Source organism: Sphingopyxis sp. CR5 (genome assembly GCF_059693785.1).
Window position 1 is genome coordinate 1 of sequence record NZ_JCATIE010000017.1, and the last position, 24,931, is coordinate 24,931.

Sequence of the window (24,931 nt, forward strand, 5' to 3'; positions counted from 1 at the left end):
AGTAGCGGCCCGATCACTTCCCATTCTTCGTCTGTAACGCCAATCCGCTCGCCCAAGGCAGCCTCCAAAAGCCAGCCTTGAATCAAGGTCCGAGTCCACAGTCAAGCTTTGTCCACGAAGCCTAAGGCTTCGGGCGATCATGCACCCGATAGCGACAAGCAATCGTCCGAGAAATTCCACGGCTGTCACGGACATCATTCGGGCGTAACCGCGGATTACATGACAGACACCATCCGGCTGGCCTTTTCATCCCGCCGCCTTCCGCCCCGTTCGGCCTCGCTGCCGCCCGCCGCTGCATTCGGAACCTTCAGACCACCCATCGCCTGACGATCCAGGGGTCGCGCCTGCCTTTCCCGAGGCGCACGTCCTTCGACCGTCAGGAGTTTTTCCTTCATGCGATTTCTAATTGTCGCCGCGACGCTCGCGGCGCTTGCGGCCTCGTCGCACGCTACGCCTGCGGCTGCGCAGGGCTCCGATCCAATGCCGGTCGGTCCGCCGACGCCGCTGGGAGCGGCAATGGCACCGACGCCGCTGCCGGCGCGGCTCACGCTGGCACAGGCACTCGAGGCTGCCGACGCGCGCTCGCCGCGTATCGCCGCCGCCGCGGCCGAGGTCGAGGCCGCCAGAGGGCGCCGTCGGCAGTCCTCCTTTCGCTTCAATCCCGAGATCAGCGTCGAGATCGAGAATTTCGCCGGCACCGGTGCCTATTCGGGCTTCAACGGCCGCGAGACGACCGTTGCGATCAATCAGCGCCTCGATCTCGGCGGGCGGCGCCATGCGCGCATTACGCTGGCTGATGCCGAACTGATTGCTGCGCAATATCGCCTCGAAATCGCGCGCGCCGACCTCGCGCTCGCGATCCGCGATAGTTTCGCCGATGCGATCGCCGCACGCGATGCGCTCGCCCTCGCTGGCGAGAATGAAGTGCGCGCACGCGAAATGGCCCGCGTCGCCCAGACGCTGGTCGATACGGGGAACGAGCCGCCGCTGCGCGTACTGCGCGCCAATTCCGCGCTCGTGCAGACGGTGGCCGACCTGCGTTCGGCCGAGGCCGCCGAGCGCACCGCGCGGCGCTCGCTCGCAGCGCTCATCGGCTTGGACGCGCCGCCCGCCGAATTGATCGACAGCGATCCCGAGACGACGCCGGAAGCCATCGATCCCCGCATGACGCTCGATGTGCGGCTTGCCGAGACCCAACGAGCGATCGCCGAAGCCCGGCTCGGCAGCGCACGCGCCGAGGGCCGTGTCGATCCCAGCGTCGGCGTCGGGGTGCGCCAGATCAGCGAGACAGGTGATCGTGCGCTCGTTGCCAGCCTATCGCTGCCATTGCCGATTTTCGATCGCAACCAGGGCAATGTCGCCGCGGCGCGCTCCGACATCACCGCGTCGGTGGCGCGGCGCGACGATGCGATACTGGCCGCCCAGGCAGAAATCGCCAATGGCGAAGCGCAACTCGCGAGCGCCGAAGCGCGATTGGCCGCGCTTGAGGGCAGCGCGATCGAACAGGCGCGCGAGGCAGTGCGGCTTGCCGAGCTATCCTATCGGGCCGGCAAATCGTCGCTCGTCGAATATCTCGACGCACAGCAGGCCTATGCGGAAACACAGGCCGTCCTGATCGCGGCGCGGCGTGCCCGCGCCGAAGCCCACGCGGTCCTGCTGCGTCAGGCCGCCGCGATTCCGGGCGGTGAACTGCCATGAGCCGATTGGCCCAATGCGCCCGCGGCGAAGCCGCCTTCCCTATTTCGGCCTGCCCACCGCGCGGCCCTTTCCACCTTTCCGGAGATTCCCGATGATAACTACAGACAAGCGACTGCTGGCCTCCGTGGCCGGCGCCATCGCCCTTGCCGGCGCCGCCGGCTTTTCGCTGGCAAAATGCACGGCCGAGCCCGTTACCGCACCCAATGCCGAAGCTGAAGAAAATGACGCCCTATCCGACAGCCTCGCGATTACCCCGGCGGCGATCGAGGCAGCTGACCTGGGCGTCGAGGCGGTAAGAGCCGGCGGGCTCGGTTCGGAGATATTGTCGCAGGCGACGATAACGGCCACGCCGAACGGCGAGGCTGTCGTGACCGCCCGCGCCGGCGGAGCTGTGACGCGGCTTTTCAAACAGCTCGGCGACCCCGTTCGCGCGGGCGAGCCGCTGGCCATCGTGCAGAGCCGCGAGGCGGCGCAGATCGCGGCCGATCGAACCGCTGCCGAAGCCCGCGCGACGCTTGCACAGCGCAACCTCGAGCGTGAGCGCACGCTTTTCGAGCAGAAAGTGTCGGCCCGCGTCGATTATGAGCAGGCGCAAGCCGAAGCAGCGGCAGCCGCAGCCGAAGCGCGGCGCGCGCGCGCGGCCGCGAGCGCCGCGCAGGTTTCACGCGATGGCAGCAGCGTCATCGTCGCGAGCCCGATCTCGGGCCGCGTGACCGCCGAGAATGTCAGCCTGGGCGCCTTCGTCCAGCCCGAAACCGAATTGTTCCGCGTCGCCGACCCGTCGCGCGTCCAGATCGACGCACCTGTGACCCCCGTCGATGCCGAGCGGCTCGCGAGCGGCGACAAGGCCATCGTCGAGCTGCCCGACGGGCGCCGCCTCGATGCCCGCGTGCGCGCCATAACGCCGGGCCTTTCCGGCGACACGCGCGCCGCGACCGCGGTGCTGGATGTCGCGGGCAATCTCCAGCCCGGGCTCGCGGTGCGCGCGCGGCTCTTCCCGTCACGCGGGACCGGCGCCGACGCCGGTCGCATCACCATCGCCGAAGACGCGCTCCAGACGCTCGAGGGTCGCGACGTGGTGTTCGTTCGCACCAAGACGGGCTTTCGCGCGCAGCCGGTGACGGTGGGCCAGCGGAGCGCGGGACGGGTCGAGATCCTCTCGGGACTGAAAGCGGGCGCGATGATCGCCACCCGCAACGCATTTCTGCTCAAGGCCGAACTCGGCAAGGGCGTGGGCGAGGAGGAATAAGCGATGATTGCACGACTGATGGCTCTTGCCGTCCGCGCACGCTGGGCGGTCCTATTCCTCTTCCTCATCATTGCCGGCCTCGGTGTCTGGCAATTGACGAAGCTTCCGATCGATGCGGTTCCCGACATCACGAACAATCAGGTCCAGATCAACACGGTCGACCCCCGGCTTTCACCGGTCGAGATCGAAAAGCTCGTCACTTATCCGATCGAAATCTCGCTCTCTGGAATTCCCGGCCTCGAAACAACGCGCTCGATCTCGCGCAACGGCTTCAGCCAGGTCACCGCGATCTTCAAGGATTCGACCGACCTTTATTTCGCAAGGCAACAGGTCGGCGAGCGGCTGTCGCAGGCGCAGGATAATCTTCCGGACGGCGTCCAGCCGCAGATCGGCCCCGTAACCACCGGGCTTGGCGAAGTGGTCATGTACACTGTGGGCTATGCCCACCCCGATGGCAAAGGCGCCAAGACCGTCGCTGGACGACCGGGCTGGCAGCCGGGCGGTGGATATCTCACGCCCGAGGGCGACCTCCTCGCCAGCGAGGTGGCCATTGCCGGCTATCTGCGCACCGTACAGGACTGGATCGTCAGTCCGCAGCTCAAATCAGTCCAAGGCGTGGCGGGAGTCGATTCGATCGGCGGCTATGCCAAGACCTTCGTCGTCGAGCCCGATCCGACGCGGCTCACCAGCTATGGGATATCCTACAGCGAACTCGGCGAAGCCCTGGAAAAGGCCAATCTCGCGGTCGGTGCCAACTACTATAACCGCGCGGGCGAGGCCTATCTGGTGCGCGTCGATGCGCGGGTGCGCTCGGCGGACCAGATCCGAAATGCCGTCGTCGCGACGCGCGGCGGGTTGCCGGTGACGGTCGGCCAGATCGCCGATGTGACGATCGGCGGCGATCTGAGGACCGGCGCTGGCAGCATGAACGGCAAGGAGGCGGTGATCGGCACTGTGCTGATGCTGATCGGCGAGAACAGCCGCACGGTCGCCGAGGATGTCTCGGCAAAGATCGACCAGGTCAGGCAGACACTGCCCCCCGACATCGAGGTGGCGATCGTCCTCGACCGCGCGAAGCTGGTCAACGCGACGGTCGGAACGGTCGAAAAGAATCTGACCGAAGGGGCGCTGCTCGTGGCCGCGGCGCTCTTTCTGCTCCTCGGCAACTGGCGCGCGGCGATCATCGCGGTCCTCGTCATCCCCTTTTCCTTCCTGATGATGGCGATGGGAATGAACGCCTTTCGCGTTCCCGGTAACCTCATGAGCCTCGGCGCGCTGGACTTCGGCCTGATCGTCGACGGCGCGGTTATTATCATCGAGAATTGCCTTGCGCGGCTCGCGCACCGCCAGGAGTCCGAAGGTCGCCTGCTCGACCTGCGCGAACGGCTCGAAGAAACCATGCGAGCCTCGCAGGAGATGATCAGGCCGACCGTTTTCGGCCAGGCGATCATCCTCCTCGCCTTTGCGCCCTTGCTGATGTTCACCGGGATCGAAGGCAAGACCTTTTCGCCGATGGCGATTACGATCATGCTTGCGTTGATCGCGGCGTTCATCCTCGCGATCACCCTTGTTCCGGCGCTTGTCGCGCTCATTATTCGCGGACGCGTCGCCGAAAGGGAAGTGTGGCTGATCCGCAAGTCGAAGGGTCGTTATCGGCCGCTGCTCGACAAGGCGATCGCGCGGCCCTGGCGGTTCATCGGAGCGGGCCTGCTTTTCTTCCTGTCCGCAATACCGGTCTTCGGGATGTTGGGATCGGAGTTCATCCCCAAGCTGGACGAGAAGAATCTCGCGCTCGCCTCGACGCGTGTCCCCTCGGTCAGCCTGGAACAGTCGCTGGCAATGCAACGCAAGGTGGAAGAAGCCGTCAGCAGCCTTCCCGAAGTCGATATCATGTTCTCGAAGACCGGAACGGCCGAGGTCGCCACCGATCCGATGCCGCCGAACGTCTCCGACGGCTTCGTCATTCTCAAACCCCAGGAACAATGGCCTGCCGGCGTCACGACCAAGGCCGACGTTATCGCGCGGGTCGAGAAGGCGGCGAACGGGGTGCTCGGCCAGCTTTACGAAGTCAGCCAGCCGATCGAATTACGCTTCAACGAACTGATTGCGGGCGTGCGCGGCGACGTTGCAATCAAGCTTTACGGCGACGATCTCGACAAGATGTCGCAAGCGGCGAACGAGATGGTCCGCGTGCTCCAGACGATTCCGGGTGCCGGCAGCGTCAAGGCCGATCAGGTCGGCGGCGCCCCGACGCTCGACGTTGCGCTCGATCGCGCCGCAATCGCTCGCTACGGCCTCACCGTCGAAGACGTGGCTGATACTATCGCTGCGGCGCTTGGCGGACGCGAATCGGGGCTGCTTTACGAGGGTGACCGGCGCTTCGACATCATTGTTCGGGTTCCCGAAGCGACGCGCAGCAATCTCGACGACATTGCTGCGCTGCCCGTGCTGCTCCCCGACGCCAGTGCCGGCGCGCGCAAGCAGGTGCCGCTCGCGCAGGTCGCGCGAATCCGGCTTACAGAGGGACTCAACCAGGTCAGCCGTGACAATGGCAAGCGCCGGGTTGTTGTGCAGGTAAATCTCGAGGGCCGCGATGCCGGGTCGTTCGTCGCCGAGGCGCGGACAAAAATTGCCAAGGTGCCGCTTCCCCCGGGCTATTATCTCGAATGGGGCGGTCAGTTCGAGAGCCTGCAAGCCGCATCGAACCGGCTCGCGATCATGGTGCCGCTGTGCTTCGCAGGGATTTTCGTGCTGCTCTACCTGGCGCTGGGCAGTTTCGGACGCGCCGGCGCAGTGTTTCTCGCGGTGCCGCTCGGCCTTGCTGGCGGTGTCTTCACGCTCGCGGTCACCGGGATCAACTTCTCGGTGTCGGCGGCGGTCGGCTTCATATGCCTTGCCGGCGTCGCGGTGCTCAACGGCCTCGTCGTGATGACCGCGATCCGCGAACGGATCGAAGGCGGGATGGCGCTCGACGAGGCCATCCGCGACGGCATGATCGAGAAAATGCGCGCGGTAATCATGACCGGCTTCGTTCCCGCAATCGGCTTCGTGCCGATGGCGCTCGCGACCGGCACCGGTGCCGAAGTGCAAAAGCCGCTCGCAACGACGGTGATCGGCGGCCTGATCGCCGCCACCGTGCTGACGCTGCTTGTGCTGCCCGCGATCGCCAAGGTGGTGCTGAACTGGCGACCGGGTCGGCGCAAGATGCGGTGGATACCGCGCGAAAACGCCCCCGTCCAAAATGGAGAGGATCATGGATAAGACGTCGAAATTGCTCCGCATCTACACCGATGAGTCGGCCTATCTCGGCGACCAGCGACTGTTCGAATTCATCGCCGCGCTCGCGCGCGAGCAGCAGATGGCGGGGATGACAATCCTCGAGGCAATGCTCGGCTTCGGCCGCTCGGCCCATGTCCACCGGCGCCATGCGCTTGAAAACGACCGCGCTGTCGTGATCGAGATCATCGACGATGAGGCACGGCTCCGCGATTTCGCGGCGCGCATCGCCGATGTGAGCGACATCGGGCTGATCACGCTCGAGGCAATCGAACTGCTTGGCGGCAAGTCGGCGCATCTGAACCTCGATGACGGTGTTAGCCGAGAGAGAGGAGATAAAAATGGCAGGCCATAATCATGGCGACGACGCCCCGGGTGGCGGGCATAGCCACGATCACACCGCCGGGGCCAATGCCCGCAGCCTGGTGATCGCGCTCGCCCTCACGGGAACATTCCTCTTCGCAGAACTGATCGGGGCGTGGCTGTTCAACAGCCTCGCGCTGCTCTCGGACGCAGCGCATATGTTCACCGACGCAGCGGCGCTGGGGATCGCGCTCGCCGCGATCCGCATAGGCCAGCGGCCCGCCGACAAAAAGCGGACCTATGGCTATAGACGCTTCGAGATTCTCGCGGCGGCGTTCAACGCGCTGCTCCTGTTCGCGATCGCTGCCTATGTACTTTACGAGGGAATCCAACGCTTCCTCGACCCTCTGCCGGTTGGATCGATCGGGATGCTTGTGGTTGCGGGGTTCGGCTTGGTGGTCAACCTCATCGCGATGCGCGTGCTGGCGGGCGGACGCGACGAGAGCCTTAATGTGAAGGGCGCTTATCTCGAGGTATGGGCCGATATGCTGGGATCGCTCGGCGTCATCGCTGCTGCTGCGATTATCTGGGCGACCGGCTGGACCTGGGTCGATGCCCTTGTCGCGATCGCAATCGGCCTTTGGGTGCTGCCGCGCACCTGGATCCTGCTGCGCGACACCAGCAACATCCTGCTTCAGGGTGTTCCGCGCGGCGTCGATCTCGATGAGGTGCGCGCCGCGATAGCAACGGTCCCCGGCGTCGCAAGCGTTCATGACCTACATCTTTGGTCGATCGCGGGTCATGACGCGAGCCTGACGGCGCACGTCGTCATCGACCTGACGGAAAATGAACAGGATTTACGGGTCCGCGTTGCCGACAGGCTGATCGAAGAATTTGGGATCGACCATATAACGCTCCAGGTGGAGTCAGGCGAGGCGTCTTGTGAGAACACAACTCATCCTTAAGTTTTGCTGGCCGATTTCTGTTTGGCAGCTCCCAGGTTGAAAAGGAAAGGAAGCGGACATTCCTATCCCTGGACGAGGTTGCGAGCTACTTCTCTTCATGGCATCGGAATACAGACAGTAGATGGCTTGCTAAAGGTCAGGGCCGCCAGTCCAAGCAAGGGGGATGATTTGTCAGACGAACAGCGTGACGAGGCCATATCACAGCGAAATTCAATCTCTGATATTTCGGGTCCGCATGGCAATAGCTCGCTAACGGCCCGCCTGCCGACCCGGCTCGAGTCCGACGGTTTGTTGATCGGCTATTCGCTGGAAGAAGAACGGCACAGACCTGTCATGGGATTCCGTTTCGGCGATGCCGTGGAAGATGAAGACGCAGGCAGCGACCTGCTCGAGCCGATACTCCATACCGGTGACGGCCATCTCATAACCTTGGCTCGAACCGGTGCCGGCAAGGGCGTCGGATGCATTGTCCCCGCCTTGCTTCGCTATCGCGGTTCGGTGATCGTCATCGATCCGAAGGGCGAAAATTATCAGGTTGCCGCCCGTCGACGCCGCGAGCTCGGCCAAGACGTTCGGGTTCTCGACCCGTTCGGAATCGTGGGCGAAACGACCGACGCCCTCAATCCGCTGGACCTGATCGATACCGCGTCGCCGGACGCGATCGACGATGCGGCCGAACTCGCCGAGTTGCTCGTCACCGAGACGAGCACGCGAGATCCCTTCTGGGACAGTCGCGCCCAGTCGCTCGTCACCACCATGCTGCTGCACGTCGCGGTGGCGCGTCCGCCAATACTCCGCAACCTGACCGAGATGCACTATTTGCTCAACCAGTCGAATGAGGAGATCGGCTTTACCTTCAAGGAAATGGCCAAGAGTTCGCATCCAAGCGTGCGTCAGGGCCGCGCTATTCGTGATACGGCGGAGGCCAAGGTGTGGGCTTCGATCCTTTCCACGGCGCAATCGCACACCGATTTTCTGCGGAGCTCCGGCGCGCAGCAAACCCTCGGACAATCGACAATCGATCTCGATGCGATCACCCGCGGCGATCCGCTGTCGATCTTCATCGTCGTGCCTCCAGAAAAGCTCGAAAGTCACGGCAAGCTGCTAAGGCTGTGGATTGGCGCGATGATGAGCGCCATCACAAGGCGCAGCCAGCGCCCAGACCTGCCGACCTTGTTCATTCTCGACGAGGCGGCGCAGCTTGGGGCCCTAAAGCAGCTACGCCAGGCCATTACCCTCCTGCGCGGATATGGCCTTCGCACATGGAGCTTCTGGCAGGACCTCAGCCAGCTCAAGATGATGTATCCGCAAGACTGGCAGACGATGGTCAACAATTGCGAGGTGCTGCAGGCTTTCGGTTTCGCCAACGCAGCGGTCGCGCGCGATGGCGCAGACCTGACAGGTTACCACGACTGGCGCGCTCTGCAGGACCTCGAGGCCGAAGAGATGGTCTTGTCGATTGCCGGAGACCAGCCGGTGATTGCCCGCAAACCGAATTATCTTTTCGACCCCGCATTTGCCGGACAGGCCGACGAAAACCGCTTCTATGCGAAAAGCGACCCGGAGAAATTCGCCATACGCGACAATTGGGGGCGGGTCCGCCGGTATCGGCGCCCTTCGATCCGCCACGCCCGCGACGACGCAAATGGCCCGTTTGATTTATCTGGAGACCCATTCAAAATGCCGTCTGACATTGCGGGGCCGGATGGGGACGCCGAATGATGTGCGATGATCGTGACGCGCCCGTGGCGATCGCCTTCATCGATGGGCAGAATCTGTTCCAGCAGGTGAAACGGCTCTTCGGCTATCGCGAGCCCAATTTCGATCCCCTGCTGCTGCATCGCGAAATGTGCAGCCTTGCCGGCTTCACGCCCGGACCGATCCGTTTCTACACCGGCATGCCTTCGCAAAAGCAGCAACCGCGCTGGCACACCTTCTGGAGCAACCGCCTTCGCGCGATGGAGGAGGCTGGCGTCACGGTAACCACCCGCCCGCTAAGATATCGCGACCATCTGGCCTATGACGAAAATGGGCAAATCGAGATGCACACCCGACCGGAGGAGAAAGGTATCGATATCCGTATCGCGCTCGATGCCGTGCGAATGGCCCGGCGCATGGAACTGGACGCAGCGATCATCTACTCGCAAGACCAAGACCTCAACGAACTGGTTCCGGAAATCGAAGCAATCGCCGCCAATCAGCAGCGAGAGATTCCACTGGCGAGCGCATTTCCGACAAGTGCGAGATCGACATTCGACCGGGGCGTGGATCGAACGCAATGGATTCGCTTCGAAAAATGTTTATACGATAGATGCCTGGATCGGGGAGATTATTTTTAGGGGGAATATTTTGTTCGATAGTATTTCGCATTACCGCGTAGAAATATTCGAATGAGGGTTCACAGGATTTTTCTGAGCTCGACGTTTCTGGATTTTGCTTGGGAACGGGAATTTTTGAACGAGCAGCTGGTGCCTGAACTCAACACCGGTCTTGCTGCATCGGGCCACCGGATCGACCTGCTCGACCTGCGGTGGGGCGTCTCGCGCGATGCAGGCCTCGACAATTTTGCGGTCGACATTTGCATGGCCGAGATTCGGCGCAGCTTCGTTTCGGGAGCCAAACCATTCTTCCTGTACCTAGGCAGCAAGCGACCGGGGTGGACACCCGTCCCTCGCATCCTGTCTGCTGATCGGTTCGACCTGCTTTCAAGCGGGCTCTACGAGCGGTCGGAGGACGTGCTGAAGCTCCTTGAAAGCCTTTACGAACGCGACGACAACTTTCTCGATCCAGCCTACGTGCTGAGGAATCGCCAGGATTTCGAGCGGGACACCGGGTTGAGCTGGGATGCCGCCGAATGCAGCCTGCGCGATCTCGTTGCAGATCCTGCAAATGCCGTACCCAGCACGATCGCCGATAGCTTCAGCACTCCGGTCACGATCCAGGAGGTCGAGCTGGGATTGCAGCTGGTCGATGGCGATGCGAGCCGCATCGCCGCTCTCTGGCGAGAGGAGAAAAGTTCCGCGTCCCTCCTGCACCGCCTTGCGAAGCGTGGCGATGCCGCGATGGAGCGGGATGACTCGCAGTGGAGCGGCCGCGTCGCCGACATGTTTCGCCAGTCCGGAGCACAAATTCAATCCCTGACCCGCAAAGGATCAGCGGATGAACGCTATAGGTCGGAATTTGCGGATTGGGCTAGGGAAGCCCTGCTACGCGTCGTATCGGACGCACCGATGCCGGTCAGCGAGGAACGATCGATACTCGAAGCGGTTTCGCCGCCCCTGGTTGAACGGAGCTGCCTGGGCGCCGTTCGCGCTCTCCTCTCCAGCAACCCAGGCCGCCCGACCCTGCTCTACGGGTCGAGCGGCTGCGGCAAAAGCATACTCTCGCAGCAACTGGCTGATGGGCTGCAAAAGGACGGCTGGGCCACCACCATCATCCGGCCGGGACGCGAAAGACAGAGGCTCGACGCGGAGGGCTTTGCGACCCTCACGCTGCGTACACTCGAGGATCGAGCCTCTGCGCCGCCTGCAGAGGGACGTGGTACAGCCGCACTTCGCGAACGGCTGACTCAGGATCTGGAGGGTCGCCACCTTCTGCTGTTCGACGGCATCGATGAGTGCGACTGGCGCGATGCGGGCGAGGCCGTCGCGTGGTTGCCCGATCGACCCGGCCACGGCCTGACCATAGCCGTGACCACCTGCTCGACGGCTATCCGGTCTGCCTTCGAGGATGCCTTCGGCCCCGCGGTCTTGCTGGACCTTCCCGAACTGACAGCAGAAGAAACCCACGCCGCAATCGATCTGTCGCTGCAGGCCGCAGGACGCCGCCTGCAGGACGACCAGCTGCAAACCCTCTTGTCCGGACTGGCCGATATGCCAGCCAAGGCGGTAGCGGCGCGCCTGGCCGGCACGATCGGAAAGTCGACCGCCGCTGGCGTCGCGCTGCCCACTTGCGAAGCGCATTTGTCGGCCTGGGTGGCGCAGTGGGCCGAGCATCTGGAAAGGCGCGAGGGCCACGGGCGCACGCTAATCGACGCGGCGTTCGCCATCCTCGGCTGCGCACGGCGCAGCGTGCCCGAACGGATTCTCTACGACGCGATCAAGAAGGATCCCGGGGTTGTCGGGTGGGTCGAAGCTGCTTTTCCCGATGCGCTCGAAATAGCGGAGTTGCCGCGTACGGCCTTCAGCCGTCTCATGGGATCGATCGACGACCTCCTGGAAACGCGCGAAGTGGATGGAGAATTGCACGTCGCTTTTGTCCATTCCGCGCTGAAAGAGGCGGCCGCCTCCGTTCCTGGTGCGACGCGGCTCGAATGGGCTCGCAAGCGCTTGCTGGCGCTTTATCGCGGCGATTATGCCATGGCAGGCGCTGCGGCGGCGGTCGGGCCTCATCTTTTGTCCGAACTCGCCTTTCAAGCCATCCTGTTAGGACGGGAAGGACGATCCGGGCTGGATGATGCAGTGCGGAATACCGGCTTCATCGCGCTCAAGACTGGCCCCGAAACGCTCGGTGACACACTCGAAGAGCTCAACATGCTGAGCCGGCAAGATTGGCTGGGCTCGCCGCAACTGAAGGCTTTCGGCCGCCTTGTCAGGCAGGAGCGTCACAATCTGTCGCGACTGCCCGATCGCGAAGATCGGGACTATTATCTGAGACAAAGAATCGATCGCGAGTTCGACAGCAACCCGCTGCGAGGAGGCGGGTCGCAGCGCGATTCCTCGCGGTTCGGCGGCCGCCTCCTGCTCCGCACGCCCCGCGTGCCCGGATTGGCGATCGCCGACCCGGTCCCATCGAAACTGAAAAGCCACGTCGCGACAATCGGCGGTGACGTGCTGATGGGGGAAGAACAAGGTACATTGGCCATCGCCGACGCCCGGGACGGTCGCCTTCGGGCGCGCCTGCCTGGGCACGGCCGAATTACAGGTCTGGTCCCCGTTCCCGGCAGCGGCCGCGCTATCGCATGGGGTGAGGACGACCACATCTCGCTCGTCTCGGCGCCAGCTGCACGCGAACTCACGCGCTTTTCCTTTGGAAAGGGGCCGGTGCGGCTGGTCGTGCCGCTGGCATCCGGCGGCGTGCTGGCGGTGGGCGGCGATGAACTGGAAATCGCCACCTGGGACGCAAGGGGGAACGAGCAAAGCCGTGCGCGTCTAAATAGCGAAAACGCGCCGACCTTCATGCTGGATAACGAAGGCTGGCGCACCGCTGACCCGCTGCCGGCGGCAAAGTTTGCCAGCGCCCTGTTCGATCAAGGCCAGATCAATTCGTTCCAGCTCAGAAGCGACATACTCGAACTGGAAAGCGACCTGGTTGTTTTCCATGGCCTCGCCACCCTCGTACTATGGTCGCTTAGCCAAAGCCGGGCCGTGTTCTGCCTGAACCAGTTGCATTCGCAGGAATGGCTTCCCCGGTTTATCGTGCCCGACGGCGACAATTTCATCCTGATAAGCCAAGGCGGAGGAATTGCGCGTCTGCATAGCGATCAAACAGCGCCTCAAATTCTGGCCCATGCGAACCGCATCGGCGGTGCCGACAGGCTTGACGAGACCCTGATACTGACCAGCCGCGCCGTCGAGAACGACGCGATCGAGACCATCACCTTTGACACCCGGACGCTGGAACAGGGAGCCCCCTTGCGGTGGCAAGGCCTTGCCGGACGCGGTTATTTCCGAAGTGCGGAATCCAGCATGGCTCGGGGGGTGGCAACTCTCGGCGACCGGATTCTTGCGTGGTGCGCGGACGGACTCGCCCTTCTCGATCCCGCGACCGGGCAGGTCGAGCATCGCGATTCCGGAAGCGGGCTGGCGCTGTCGCTTCAAGCAGGAGTCAGCCTCGGCCCTGACGCCGTGATCCTGATCAACAACGAGCGCCCTGAATTGCATACGGCCGCGCAAGCCGGGGTCGTTTCGCTCGACCATCTGTTGCCGCGCGTCGTGGCGTCGGTCGATCTTGGAGAAGGTCGCGCGCTCATCACCCTCCCCGACGATCGCACCGCTTTCTGGAATGCGCGCGAAACGGTCGACTGGATATCCGAAAGCCAGGACGCAACGGCCGCTGGCGCGTTGCTCCAGCGCGGTCACGCAGCACTCCTTTCGAACGGCGACCTAATCGTGCAAGGATCCGACGAGGCCGATCCGGCGATCGAATTTGCGCGCTATGTCGAAACCGATGATGCCTTGCACCTTGCGAGCCGCAGCAAGGGTGCATGGCACCCGAAACCACGCCCGAAGCCCGGCTCGATCGAAGCGATGCTGCCCTTTGTCGACCGTCCCTACAGCCATTGGCAAACGATGGGCGATATGCTGATCAGCTATAGCGGGGTACCCGCCTGCGTCGCGATGACTGACGCGCAGGGCGAGCAGGGCCGCTGGCAGCTTCCGTTCGGCGCCCCGTTAACGCAGATGGTCACGGCTGCCGACCCGGGCCTGGCCGACCATTTTCCCAACCTGGCCTTCATCGCTAGCGACGGGAAACACCTTATCGCAGCGACCTTGGGCAATGGCAATTATCCGGCAGGGCAACTGGCGCTGAAGGGCGAGGTGGACCGGCTCATCGCCTTTGAAGGGGCCTTGCTTTTGCAGCATGCCGACGGGATCGAGCGTGTCGTTCCCGCCAGCTCGCTCCTGGCAAGAATGGACAGTGCTCCTCTGTTCGAGCTGTCGTCGATCCTCCCAAGCGATCGCACGGGGACAATCCGCATGTCGGCCTGGCTCGCTGATGCCCGCGTGGGTCTCATTCTGGTTTCGCTGGGGCGAAAGGGCAGCAACCGACGCGAATGGATGGTCGTCGCATGCTGCCCGGACCGCGGCATCCTCGCACAAGCGATGGCTGGCCCCCAAGGCAAGGCGATCCCGGTTCCGCAGGGCTTTATTCTGTCCGGAGGCGCGGACCCTATGATGGTGACCTTCGATGCGCAGGACATGGCGATCCGCTTCGAAGCTCCCGCGGAACCGCTCGACCTGTGGGTGCCGCTGCGCGAAAGCCTGGAAAATATCCACGGGCCGAGCGATGGTGGAAAAAACTGGACGCTCGCTTCGCTGCCGGGCGTCGCCTACCGGCTCGCGTTCGGTGCCGGTTTCGCCACCTTGCAACACGACCGTATCACTCTTCACTCAGGGAAATCGGACGAACCGGCCGAAGAATTCCTCTTCCCCAGTGGCTATGAGGTGATCGACGCGGTTGGTCACGACGATGGCGCGTCGCTTCTCATCCGCGCCGAAGGTGTGCTGCAAGTCGTGCGCTTCGGTTCGGCGCCCCCGCGCAGTGACGGCGGAGTAACTGCGGGAACGAGCTATACTGCCGCCCAGCGAAGGTTTGTCTGCCGCATGGGCTTGTCCGACGTTGCAAACCAAATGCCGAAAGCTTCGCAACGAGCAGCACTGAAGACGAAAGATGTCTTTCGGGCCCACCTCGTTCGTGAGGGACCGGCCGAGATCGAGATTCTTGTCTGGCAGGACGATCTCGACGAGGCCGAAGCCCAGCTGTTTCTGCTCGAGGGCGCGGCCTTCGATCCGTCCGCACCCGACGATGCGGATCATGAGTCTGCTCGCCGCGCTGCACACCGCCTGGCTGCCACGGTTCGGCAAGCGCGTGGCCAGCTCTCGCTCGCGGACTATCTGTCCCATGCTGAGCTTCGCACTGGCGAGACCAACATCGCCAATCTCGCACCCCCGTGGCTCGACGGGCTGATCTACCACGGCCTTTGCGGCCGCCTGGACCTGTCCGGCCTGGGCGCCTATCTCGCCACGCTGTCGGCCGATCTGCGGGCTGCGGGCTACGATTGCGAGGCCGATCCCCGCTGGGGCGACCTGCTGCTGATGTCCAACGCCGGGTCGCAGCCCGCAGAAGCGGTGCGCAGCGAGCCCGATGCCACCACCCCGGCAGGGGACGAGCACTTCCTGCGCGCCATGCAAGCCAACAAGGCAGGCGCGCATGCCGAGGAGCGCGAACATCTGGAACGCGCTGTACGCGAAGGTCATGCCCACGCCAGCTATATTCTCGGGAAGATGCATCAGGTGGGGATAGACGGCACACCCGACGCAAAGACGGCCAGGAGCCTCTTGAGGACGGCGGCCCAGGCCGGACTGGTCGAGGCCATCAATGATTATTCGGTAATGGTACGAAAAGGCGAAGGCGGGCCCGTAGATTTCGCCGAAGCGAAGCTTTGGGCCCGCCGCGGCCACGCCGCCGGCGACGAGCTTGCGGGGATCAATTATGCCATTGCGCTGTTGACGGACTCCGGCGCCACCGACGACGACAAAATGGAAGCCGTCGGGATATTGAACCAACTTGCGCAGGCGGGCAATCGGGATGCCGCTCAATTGCTCGCAAGGCTGTTTCCGAAGCAATGAGCGGCAAGCCCGTCGATGCGGCTGCGGCTTACCCGCCTCGCGATGCTCTTGTGCTCGCTGTGACCGGGCATCGGCGGCTGTCCGCTTCGGCATGCACCATGCTCGGCAAATTGCTGCCTGGCCTGATAACCGCGCTGCGCTCGGAAATCCTGGCGCTTACGCAATCGAAGGTACGTCTCGTGACGGCAAATGGCCTCGCCGCGGGCGCCGATTTGATCATCGCCGCCGATATCGCCGCCTATTTTCCAGAAATGCACCTGTGGCATAGTCTGCCTTACGGCGAAGCAATCTTCCGTGCGCGGCTTGCCGATGGGATGGATCTGACGGACGCTCAAGAAGAGCGCATGGTTCGTCGATACGACCTGCTCGCCGAGACGGCATGCTATCGAACGGTCATCGCTTCCGTACCCGACGAGACGGCCCTGCAAGCTCACCCACCGCGGTCTTATCTTGCGCTTGCCCGGCAACTGGCTAGCCGTGCTGATGGACTGCTGGCAATGTGGGATGGCCAGCCCTCCGCCGGCCCCGGCGGCGCGGGCGATGTCGTCGCTTTCGCACGCGAAGCATCCTGTCCGGCGCTCATAGTCGAGCCAATGGGACAATGTCGGCTTTTGCCGGAGGGGGGCGAGGCTGAAAGCGAGAACCTCGCAGCGCAGTTTGCGCACCGAATTACATCTTCCTATCACGCTCGCCTGAGCGGCACACGTCCGCGGTGCGGCCAATCAGAAGCGGGGGTACGATGCGCATAGAGGACGAAGGCCCGAATCTCGCAGCAAGACTGGCAGTCCTGGTCGGACGCGGCAGTCGGGTCGGTGCAATTGCCAGGCCCGCGATCTTCGCCTTCCTGATCCTGTGCTGGTTCGCTCTCACGGGCATCGGCGCCTGGCAGGAAAGTCCGGAGGCCGGCTTTGGGGCACGCGTCGCCGACGTGCTCTATGATCCCTTCACTTTTCTTGCGCCGCAAGACAGCTATTTCAATCGGGCGCAATCCGACCTTCTGCATAATCCCTTCCTGTGGCTCGGCCGCTTCTTCGGAGCCGCCATCCCCGTCTATGCAATCATCTGGACTGCAATCGCATGGGGACGCCAGCGCATTGCGCACAATCTGCTTTCGATCGCGACTGGCCATGTCGTGATTTATTCGCAAGATGGGGCGGCCGATGCGATGGCAATCGTCCTGGCGCGAACGGGCGAAGTTGTCGTGCTCGCGGAGAGTGAGCCGCGGCCGGAACGGCAGCAGGCTCTGATCGACGCCGGCGTGATTCTTCTCGACGACCTGCGTCCCGGTTCGCTGCGCCATACCGGGGCCGAGCGCGCATCGCGCGTGATCGCCTGGGGTTCGGACGACGCCAACAACCTCGGCGCCGCTCTCGATATCGGCGCTCAGTTGCATACCCGTCACGAGGACCTTCTCGTCCGGGTCGAAAGTCCCGAGCTTCGACGCGCTCTGCGAAAAGCACCAGACCTGCTCGAAAGGGAGGATTCGCGGATCCGACCCATTTCCCTTAATCAAACTGCGGTCCGCGAGGCCTTCGCCAATAGTGACCTTGTGGAAGCCGCGCTCGCAAATGGGCAGGACCGCGTACATGTCGCACTATTGGGTCATTCTTCTCTATTGGAAGATATTTGCTCCTTCGCCTTGCGGCAGAACTGGTCGGCTCTTCTCGCCACACCCAAAGTGTCTATCGCGTCCGATGACCTTGAGGCATGGCAGGAGTGGCTCACTCTGCATCGAACGGCCTTCAGCCATTTTCGTGTGGCAACCGAAGCTGACATAGACCCAGTTGCGACAGGCTCGCCCATCGGCAGCCTGCTGGCCGACGGCAGCGTTACGCGCTTCATTGTGGATATGGGCGACGACGACGCGACCGTCCGAACATGCTTTCGGCTGGCAACCCAGATCCAGCAATTCGCGGAATCTCCGGCATTGGTGCAGCCGGTGGTACGCTCCATTCCCGCGCTCCGCAATTTGTACGAGAGGAGCCGAATGCCCTTCGCGGCGCCCATCATCCTCTCGCTCGAAAGCCAGGCGTGGAACCTCGTTTCGAGGAAGCGGGACGAGGCTGCCGCGCGCAAGCACCTCGTTTATCTGCAAAGCATCGGCGACGACGCCACTCCACTTCCCGCCAACAAGGACTGGCGCGACATCAGCGAGACATTCGTTCACGCCAATCGAGCCGCAGCCGACCACGAAGCCGTGAAACAATTCGACCTTGCCGAACTGGCTGCAAGGGGAAGTCAACACGAAGATGCGCTCCTTCGGGCGGCGATGTCGGAACATCGACGCTGGTGTGCGGAGCGACTGCTCGATGGCTGGCGCCCGGGTCCGAGGACCGAGGAAACCAGGGACCGGCAGCTTCATGACAAGCTGGTGCCCTGGTCTCAGCTGAACGACGAAGACAAGCGCAAGGACGCGGACCAAGTCAGGGCGGCGTGGGCAACTCCGGCGCGCGACGATCGCGTCCTACCAAATGACGACGGGTTTTGATCAATCCACAGAGCTCGAAAAAGCGGGCGCGCTAGAAAGCGCACGCGAGACTCGATTTCATCCATTTATGGCTAATCGAGATGACTGCCGGGATGCGATCGGACACAGCATCATATATGTCAAAATACCCCAACTCGATCGACCGAGCCGAAGAAATGGAAACGCTGAGGGCGGCGCTCGCGATCGTCCGGACCGCCGGGATCGAACTCGACGAGAAGCCGCCGATCCTGCCGACGAAATGCGCGCACTATCTGATCGCGGCCGATGCCGATCTACTGATCGTTCCGGCCAAGCCCTCGACCGCCGGCGATCATCATGCCGTCGAGGATATCATGGGCCTGTCACGCTGCGACGCGCTGATGGTCTATGTCGCGCGGTCGGAGACCGGCAAAAACCGGGTTGTTGTCGACATTGGGATCCACGGCCTCGTGCCGGTGTGGCATCGCGAATATAGCCCCTGCCTGATCGAAGGCGTGCTCCATTGCGTACCCGATCAGGATGCGAGCAAACCGATATTCAAGTTGACCAAGCGCGGACTGAAGCAGGCGGCCGATTTCGACGCGCTGAACCCTGAAGGGATCTGACCCGCAAAGAGTGGGGTCGCACCGAAAATATGAAAAGGAAGAAGCTATGCTGGTCGTGAATATCGAAGTCTGGCCCTGGGGCCGTGAGGAGCGGAAGTACAAGATCGGCGAGATCACGGCCGGGAATATCGCAGGCGGCCGCATCTCCACCTACAAGGTCCGCGTTCAACAAGACGGTTACGAGCCGGAAGGTGTGCCCGCAATCGATGAAGAATTCCTGCTTCGCGATCACGATCGCAGCGCTGGTGCGCTGGCGCTCATTCGAGACGCACTATTGATTGCCGTTCCGTTGCCTGAAGAAGGCGATGGCGCGTCCGATGCCGGACCCGGGTCGACCTCGCCGGACGTGTGAGAGATGGACGAGCACCCCGGTTCCTCGAACTCCAGCTCCGCCGCCAAGGCTGCTATCGCACGGTTCGCGCCAGCGAACCGGCGACGGCTGAGCGGGGCTAGTCTGCGCACCTTCCTTGTGATCGCCAATCATTGGGGACTGACCGAGGAACAGTGCCGGCTGATCCTCGGCAATCCAGCTCGATCGACCTACCGGGGCTGGGTCAAGAAAGCTCGCGAGCATCGGGACTTCACGCTGAGCGTCGATGTCTTGACACGGATTTCGGCGATCCTCGGGATACATATAGGCTTGAGGACGCTTTTCGACGAGGACCAAGAAGGTGTTGTCTGGCTTCGTCAGCCACATGGTGCTCGAGCTTTCGGAGGAGCAGCGCCGATCGATCTCATCACCGGCGGAACTCAAGAAATGCTGATGACCGTACGCCGCTTCATCGATGCTGCTCGCGGCGGGCTCTATATGGCCCCGTCCCCGGACGAGCGCGATTGGCCGCCCTATGACGATAGCGAAATCAAATTTATCGACGCGGAAAATTAGGCAGTTGCGTCAGCAAGCCGCTCGGCCCGCTATGCGGTGAGCAACCCGATTTCGACGAGTAGAGGGTGACCGTAATGACAAAAATCCCGCCGAAACGTCGAAAGACAGCGTACAAATCGCTACGTAGGATTGCCGAAAGGCTGGGCGTTCCATTTGTGGTTCGCCGACCGACGGTAACTCCGGGATCAGCAGCGTTACCTACGGCCCAAAACGCGTCTGTAGCGGAAAACTCTTCGCCATCGCGGGAGAACACTGGACAGGTGCACACAACCGCTGCACAAGCGTCTAGCGATCCCGCAGAAACTGCGGAATTCCGTCGCTCTGGGTGAGAGATATTCTGGTCTGGAATCCTCTCTCCCCGACCAAATTCCTTCTTATGTTGCCATAGTGGCAGTTTTTGTGCCGTGGCTTCTTGTATCGCGGTCCACAACATCCTAGATTGTTGAAACGCCGCTCTGGTTTCCCCCTTACCATTGCGGCGAGTGCCCCGTCGGCATGACGCGGGTGCGTCCTCCCTGGACCCTGGCCACCTCGTACTCCGGTACGAGGTGGTTTTTTATTCGGCGGCAAGCGGCAGCGCGTCTTCGCCGCCGGGTTGCTGGCCTGCTTCCGCCACCAGATCGGCAAACCAGCGCGCCAGGCGCCCGATCCGCTGCGCATCGGGGCGATACGTCGCGTCCAGATAGAGGCTTCGATCGATTTCGATCTGGATCGCGTGGATTCCCTGTCCCGGATTGCCGTGCGTTCGCACGATATGTCCCCCGGCGTAAGGCTGGTTGCGCGCGACCGGCTCGCCAAGCGACCGCGCCTTGTCGATCACGAGATCGACGAGCACCTCGCCCGACGTCGATCCAAAGCGATCGCCCACGATGATCCGGGCACCGTGGCCTGGCTGGCCCGGCGGAATCGGCGGCATGCTGTGCAGATCGATCAGGACGGCCTGGCCGAACGCCTCCCGCGCAACCTTGAGCTCCGCCGCCAACGCCGCGTGATATGGTCTGTGCAATGCGTCGAGCCGCCATTCGAGGTCGGCCCGGTCGACGGGACGTCGCCACAGCGGCCCGCAGTCGGAAAGCCGCGTCGGCACAACCCCCAGCCCGGCCCGCTCCTTGCGACCCGGAGCCGAAAATTGCGCGCGCATCGATGGCGCGACTTCGGTCGGTGCCATCTGCCCTTCGCCGCGGTTGCAATCGGCGACGGCCCGCGCCCACAGCGCCTCCACGACCGTAGCCCCCGCTTCCCCCGCCAGCGCGGCGATCGCGTCGCACCATCGGTCCTCCAGCCGTTCCAGCTGCGATTGCGCCACCCTTGCCGATGCCAGTATCTCCGGTGGATAAAGACGACCGGCGTGCGGGATCGACACGATGACGGGACTGCCCGTCGCGGCGCGGTTGACAGCGATGGCAGCGGATCGGATGGTGTGGAACGCCATTGGCCGAAGAGTGGCAAAAAAAGATCGGCGAATCCACCCGCCGCCGCCAATTTGTTAAATCTCTGCCGGTAGGGCGGGCTGCAACAGGAACGGGCCGGGCATCGCTGCGGCGCCAAGGGACCAGGGGCATTTTTGAATATGATTCGCATCTTGCTGGCCGAAGACGACGACGTGATGCGCGAATATCTCGCGCGGGCGCTGACCAGCGCGGGGTATCACGTCACGGCCGTCGACCGCGGGACCGCCGCGGTGCCCTATATCGATTCGGGGACGTTCGACCTGCTGCTGTCCGATATCGTGATGCCCGAAATGGACGGCATCGAACTTGCGCAGCACACGGCAAAGGCCGCACCGCAGACGCAGGTGATGTTCATCACGGGCTTTGCGGCGGTATCGCTGCGTGCGGAAGAAAATGTCCCGCAGGCCAAGCTGCTCTCCAAACCGTTCCACCTCAAGGATCTGGTTCGCGAAGTCGACGCTCTTTTCGGTCGCGCCGACCGGTCGCACCAACAATAATCGCATTTCGTCGCGCACAGGGCTTGCCAGCCCGGGCAGAGGCCTTTAAGGGGCGCGTCACCCCAAAACGTGTGGGCGTGTAGCTCAGTGGTAGAGCACTGTGTTGACATCGCAGGGGTCGCAAGTTCAATCCTTGCCACGCCCACCATTTCCCTTCCATCGCCGTCGTCACATCGGCTCCCGGCCGCGTGGCCCGATCCATCGCAAGGGGCTATCGCCCGGCGGCCAGGCGCGCCCGTAACTGCTGCAACTCCCGTTGCGATGCCGGGGTCAGGGATCGGGCGCTTTTCCCCTTGCGGAGTCGCTCGCGATCCTTTTCCGAAGGCTCGACGCGCCGCACGCGCACAGCGGCATGTCCCTGCGCGCGGATGCCGAGCGCTTCGGCAGCGCCTTTCGACAGGTCGATAATGCGGCCCCGCCCCGAAAAGGGGCCGCGGTCGTTCACGCGGACGATGATCCGTCGCCCGGTGTCCAGCGCAGTAACCTCGACATAGGTCGGCAGCGGCAGCGTCGTGTGTGCGGCCGTGATCCAGCCATCGCGAAATTTTTCTCCATTGGCGGTCTGGTTGCCCGATTCATCGCCGTACCAGCTCGCATATCCGACCCGGTCATAGGTCGGGGCGGCAGCGGGTACATAGGTCGTCCCGCGGACCGAATACGGCTTTCCGATGCGCACCGGCGTATCGCTGACGGGCCGGAAATTGCCCCCCGCACACGCCGAGAGAGCGATGGTGGCGGCAACCGCGCCGATCGACCGAACAAGAGAATATCCCCGCATGGCCCAACCCTAATTCGACCAGCCGCAAGAGGGAAGCCGGCAATCGCGGTGCACTGGACAGCGCCGCCGCTGTTCCCTAATCGTTCGCGCGTGAACGACCGCCCCGCCTCGCCGCCCGACCTTCCGCTCCCCGACGCCTCGGATCCTCCCTATCTGCACGGGCTGAACGGACCGCAGCGACAGGCGGTGTTGACGACCGAAGGGCCGGTGCTGATGCTCGCGGGGGCCGGAACGGGCAAGACCGCGGCGCTGACCGCGCGGCTCGCGCATATTATCGCGACTCGGCGGGCGTGGCCCTCGGAAATTCTCGCGGTCACTTTCACCAACAAGGCGGCGCGCGAAATGCGCGAGCGGATCGGACGGATGATCGGCGATGCAGTCGAAGGAATGCCCTGGCTCGGAACCTTTCACAGCATCTGTGCCAGGATGCTGCGCCGCCATGCCGAGCTTGTGGGCCTCCAGAGCAATTTCACGATCCTCGACACCGACGATCAGCTCCGCGTCCTCAAACAGCTGATCCAGGCCGAAGGGCTCGACGAAAAGCGCTGGCCGGCGCGCCAACTGGCGGGCCTCATCGACAAATGGAAGAACCGCGGACTGACCCCGCCCGACCTCGATGCGTCCGATCGCGACGCCTATGCCGACGGCAAGGGACAGCATTTCTATGCGCTCTATCAGGCGCGGCTGAAGACGCTGAACGCCTGCGATTTCGGCGACCTTTTGCTGCACATGCTCGTCATCCTGAAAAACCATCGCGACGTGCTCGAACATTATCAGCAGCGGTTCAAATATATCCTCGTCGACGAATATCAGGATACCAATGCCAGCCAGTACCTCTGGCTTCGCCTGCTCGCCCAGGCGCGCAAGAATATCTGCTGCGTCGGCGACGACGACCAGTCGATCTATTCGTGGCGCGGCGCGGAGGTCGCGAACATCCTGCGTTTCGAAAAGGATTTCCCCGGTGCAACGGTGATCCGGCTTGAACAGAATTACCGTTCGACGCCGCAGATACTTGCCGCCGCATCGGCGCTGATCGCGCAGAATAGCGACCGCCTCGGCAAGACGCTTTGGACCGAACTCGACGCGGGGGACAAGGTCCGCGTCGTCGGAGTGTGGGACGGACCGGAAGAGGCCCGGCGCGTCGGCGAAGAGCTTGAGGATCTTCAGCGCCGGCAGGTCTCGCTCGACCGCGCCGCGATCCTGGTGCGCGCCCAGTTTCAAACACGCGAATTCGAGGATCGCTTCATCGCGATCGGCATGCCGTACCGGATCGTCGGAGGCTTTCGTTTCTACGAGCGCGCGGAAATCCGGGATGCCCTCGCCTATCTGCGCCTCGTTCAGTCGCCCGCCGACGACCTCGCCTTCGAACGGATCGTCAACACCCCGAAACGTGGGCTCGGCGACAAGGCGCTCGCGCGGATCCATCAGTTCGCGCGGATCGAGCGCGTTCCGCTCTTCAACGCGGCCTCGCGGATCACGGAGACCGACGAGCTGACGCCGCAGGCGCGGCGCCAGCTCGCCAATTTCGTGGCGATGATGCGCGGCTGGCAGGCAAAGGCCAACGACCTGTCGCACCCCGAACTGACCCAGCTGATCCTCGACGAATCCGGCTATACCGCGATGCTCCAGGCCGATCGGAGCGCCGAGGCGGCGGGGCGGCTGGAGAATCTGTCCGAACTCGTCCGCGCAATGGAGGAGTATGACTCGCTCGAGGCTTTCTTGGAGCATGTCAGCCTGGTGATGGACCGCGATACCGACGATTCGAGCGAGACGGTTACCATCATGACGATCCACGCGGCCAAGGGACTCGAATTCGACCATGTGTTTCTGGCCGGTTGGGAAGACGGCGTCTTTCCGTCGCAGCGCGCGATGGACGAGGGCGGCACCGCGAGCCTGGAGGAAGAGCGCCGCCTCGCCTATGTCGCGATCACGCGGGCGCGGCAGCGCGCCAGCATCTACCATGCGGCGAACCGGCGCATCTATGGCCAGTGGATGAGCAGCATCCCGAGCCGTTTTATCGCGGAAATCCCGCCGGAGCATGTTTCGAGCGAGAACAGTTTCGGCGGCGGGCAAAGCCTGTGGCGCGCAAACTGGTCGGCGCAGGGCGATCCCTTTGCCCATGTCGCCGAGCGTCAGCCCGCGCGCACGATGACGCGCGGCCCCGCATGGCAGCGCGCCGTCGCGCAATCCTCGACGATCACCCGCGCGCCCGCGCCGTCGGAGAAAGGCCCCGCAGCCTCGGTCGGCGCCAAACCGCGCGCCGATCTGGCGATCGGCATGCGCGTCTTCCACGAAAAATTCGGCTATGGCGAGATCATGGATATCGATGGCAACAAGCTGGAGGTCGAGTTCGACCAGGCGGGAAGCAAGCGCGTCCTGGACGGATTTGTCCGCGCGGCCTGATC

General features: G+C 63.3%; 17 protein-coding genes and 1 tRNA gene. 16 read left to right on the forward strand and 2 right to left on the reverse strand.

The annotated features are described in order from the left end of the window. The first annotated feature begins 393 nt into the window (after positions 1-393). The 13 genes from AC58D2_RS19525 (at position 394) to AC58D2_RS19585 (ending at position 19,800) form a co-directional block, all read left to right on the forward strand. On the forward strand, positions 394-1,698 hold the full coding sequence (locus AC58D2_RS19525; RefSeq protein ID WP_497392713.1) for a TolC family protein: 1,305 nt from the start codon (positions 394-396) through the stop codon (positions 1,696-1,698). Between the two features lie 91 nt (positions 1,699-1,789). Continuing rightward, positions 1,790-2,947, forward strand: coding sequence for an efflux RND transporter periplasmic adaptor subunit (locus tag AC58D2_RS19530; RefSeq protein WP_497392714.1), 1,158 nt, complete (start codon positions 1,790-1,792; stop codon positions 2,945-2,947). Positions 2,948-2,950: 3 nt separating this feature from the next. Next, positions 2,951-6,208 carry an efflux RND transporter permease subunit gene (locus AC58D2_RS19535; protein ID WP_497392715.1) on the forward strand — a complete coding sequence of 1,086 codons (3,258 nt, stop codon included), beginning with the start codon at positions 2,951-2,953 and terminating at the stop codon, positions 6,206-6,208. After that, positions 6,201-6,578: a DUF190 domain-containing protein gene (locus AC58D2_RS19540; protein WP_494227452.1), complete on the forward strand. Its 378-nt coding sequence runs from the start codon at positions 6,201-6,203 to the stop codon at positions 6,576-6,578. The genes AC58D2_RS19535 and AC58D2_RS19540 overlap by 8 nt, the downstream gene beginning before the upstream one ends. Continuing rightward, positions 6,565-7,491, forward strand: a complete 927-nt coding sequence (locus tag AC58D2_RS19545; RefSeq protein WP_494227453.1) for a cation diffusion facilitator family transporter — start codon at positions 6,565-6,567, stop codon at positions 7,489-7,491. The genes AC58D2_RS19540 and AC58D2_RS19545 overlap by 14 nt, the downstream gene beginning before the upstream one ends. 168 nt (positions 7,492-7,659) lie before the next feature. Continuing rightward, positions 7,660-9,213: a type IV secretory system conjugative DNA transfer family protein gene (locus AC58D2_RS19550; protein WP_494227454.1), complete on the forward strand. Its 1,554-nt coding sequence runs from the start codon at positions 7,660-7,662 to the stop codon at positions 9,211-9,213. A 23-nt stretch (positions 9,214-9,236) separates the two neighbouring features. Next, positions 9,237-9,830 (forward strand): NYN domain-containing protein, encoded by a 594-nt coding sequence (locus tag AC58D2_RS19555; protein WP_497392716.1) that lies wholly within the window; start codon positions 9,237-9,239, stop codon positions 9,828-9,830. 51 nt (positions 9,831-9,881) lie between these two features. Next, positions 9,882-15,842 carry an NACHT domain-containing protein gene (locus AC58D2_RS19560; RefSeq protein ID WP_497392717.1) on the forward strand — a complete coding sequence of 1,987 codons (5,961 nt, stop codon included), beginning with the start codon at positions 9,882-9,884 and terminating at the stop codon, positions 15,840-15,842. Further along, complete coding sequence (locus AC58D2_RS19565; RefSeq protein WP_494227458.1) at positions 15,839-16,591, forward strand: hypothetical protein; 753 nt, start codon at positions 15,839-15,841, stop codon at positions 16,589-16,591. Before AC58D2_RS19560 ends, AC58D2_RS19565 begins: the two co-directional genes overlap by 4 nt. After that, complete coding sequence (locus AC58D2_RS19570) at positions 16,582-18,330, forward strand: RyR domain-containing protein (RefSeq protein WP_494227459.1); 1,749 nt, start codon at positions 16,582-16,584, stop codon at positions 18,328-18,330. Before AC58D2_RS19565 ends, AC58D2_RS19570 begins: the two co-directional genes overlap by 10 nt. A 116-nt stretch (positions 18,331-18,446) precedes the next feature. Further along, positions 18,447-18,914: a hypothetical protein gene (locus AC58D2_RS19575; protein ID WP_494227460.1), complete on the forward strand. Its 468-nt coding sequence runs from the start codon at positions 18,447-18,449 to the stop codon at positions 18,912-18,914. A 46-nt stretch (positions 18,915-18,960) separates the two neighbouring features. Then, positions 18,961-19,266 carry a hypothetical protein gene (locus AC58D2_RS19580; RefSeq protein ID WP_497392718.1) on the forward strand — a complete coding sequence of 102 codons (306 nt, stop codon included), beginning with the start codon at positions 18,961-18,963 and terminating at the stop codon, positions 19,264-19,266. A gap of 3 nt (positions 19,267-19,269) precedes the next feature. Continuing rightward, positions 19,270-19,800 carry an antitoxin Xre/MbcA/ParS toxin-binding domain-containing protein gene (locus tag AC58D2_RS19585; RefSeq protein WP_497392719.1) on the forward strand — a complete coding sequence of 177 codons (531 nt, stop codon included), beginning with the start codon at positions 19,270-19,272 and terminating at the stop codon, positions 19,798-19,800. Between the two features lie 556 nt (positions 19,801-20,356). Here AC58D2_RS19585 and AC58D2_RS19590 read toward each other — a convergent pair. Continuing rightward, a complete protein-coding gene (locus AC58D2_RS19590; protein ID WP_497392720.1) occupies positions 20,357-21,232 on the reverse strand; it encodes an N-formylglutamate amidohydrolase in 876 nt (291 codons plus the stop codon). 138 nt (positions 21,233-21,370) lie between these two features. Between AC58D2_RS19590 and cpdR the strand changes: the two genes are divergently transcribed. Both cpdR and AC58D2_RS19600 read left to right on the forward strand, forming a co-directional pair. Continuing rightward, positions 21,371-21,748 carry a cell cycle two-component system response regulator CpdR gene (gene cpdR / locus AC58D2_RS19595; protein WP_497392721.1) on the forward strand — a complete coding sequence of 126 codons (378 nt, stop codon included), beginning with the start codon at positions 21,371-21,373 and terminating at the stop codon, positions 21,746-21,748. 73 nt (positions 21,749-21,821) lie between these two features. Continuing rightward, positions 21,822-21,896, forward strand: a tRNA-Val gene (locus tag AC58D2_RS19600). A gap of 63 nt (positions 21,897-21,959) precedes the next feature. Here AC58D2_RS19600 and AC58D2_RS19605 read toward each other — a convergent pair. Next, entirely contained in the window at positions 21,960-22,526 is a 567-nt protein-coding gene (locus tag AC58D2_RS19605; protein WP_497392722.1) for a septal ring lytic transglycosylase RlpA family protein, read from the reverse strand. A 90-nt stretch (positions 22,527-22,616) separates the two neighbouring features. On the opposite strand from AC58D2_RS19605, the gene AC58D2_RS19610 reads away from it, so the two are divergent. Next, positions 22,617-24,929 (forward strand): ATP-dependent helicase, encoded by a 2,313-nt coding sequence (locus AC58D2_RS19610; RefSeq protein WP_497392723.1) that lies wholly within the window; start codon positions 22,617-22,619, stop codon positions 24,927-24,929. The last annotated feature ends 2 nt before the right edge of the window (positions 24,930-24,931 follow it).

What these genes read in the sequence shown, in the direction of transcription:
- AC58D2_RS19525 (WP_497392713.1), top strand. Translation starts at nt 394, where the DNA reads ATGCGATTTCTAATTGTCGCCGCGACGCTCGCGGCGCTTGCGGCCTCG.
- AC58D2_RS19530 (WP_497392714.1), top strand. Translation starts at nt 1,790, where the DNA reads ATGATAACTACAGACAAGCGACTGCTGGCCTCCGTGGCCGGCGCCATC.
- AC58D2_RS19535 (WP_497392715.1), top strand. Translation starts at nt 2,951, where the DNA reads ATGATTGCACGACTGATGGCTCTTGCCGTCCGCGCACGCTGGGCGGTC.
- AC58D2_RS19540 (WP_494227452.1), top strand. Translation starts at nt 6,201, where the DNA reads ATGGATAAGACGTCGAAATTGCTCCGCATCTACACCGATGAGTCGGCC.
- AC58D2_RS19545 (WP_494227453.1), top strand. Translation starts at nt 6,565, where the DNA reads ATGGCAGGCCATAATCATGGCGACGACGCCCCGGGTGGCGGGCATAGC.
- AC58D2_RS19560 (WP_497392717.1), top strand. Translation starts at nt 9,882, where the DNA reads ATGAGGGTTCACAGGATTTTTCTGAGCTCGACGTTTCTGGATTTTGCT.
- AC58D2_RS19565 (WP_494227458.1), top strand. Translation starts at nt 15,839, where the DNA reads ATGAGCGGCAAGCCCGTCGATGCGGCTGCGGCTTACCCGCCTCGCGAT.
- AC58D2_RS19570 (WP_494227459.1), top strand. Translation starts at nt 16,582, where the DNA reads ATGCGCATAGAGGACGAAGGCCCGAATCTCGCAGCAAGACTGGCAGTC.
- AC58D2_RS19575 (WP_494227460.1), top strand. Translation starts at nt 18,447, where the DNA reads ATGTCAAAATACCCCAACTCGATCGACCGAGCCGAAGAAATGGAAACG.
- AC58D2_RS19580 (WP_497392718.1), top strand. Translation starts at nt 18,961, where the DNA reads ATGCTGGTCGTGAATATCGAAGTCTGGCCCTGGGGCCGTGAGGAGCGG.
- AC58D2_RS19585 (WP_497392719.1), top strand. Translation starts at nt 19,270, where the DNA reads ATGGACGAGCACCCCGGTTCCTCGAACTCCAGCTCCGCCGCCAAGGCT.
- AC58D2_RS19590 (WP_497392720.1), bottom strand. Translation starts at nt 21,232, where the DNA reads ATGGCGTTCCACACCATCCGATCCGCTGCCATCGCTGTCAACCGCGCC.
- cpdR (WP_497392721.1), top strand. Translation starts at nt 21,371, where the DNA reads ATGATTCGCATCTTGCTGGCCGAAGACGACGACGTGATGCGCGAATAT.
- AC58D2_RS19605 (WP_497392722.1), bottom strand. Translation starts at nt 22,526, where the DNA reads ATGCGGGGATATTCTCTTGTTCGGTCGATCGGCGCGGTTGCCGCCACC.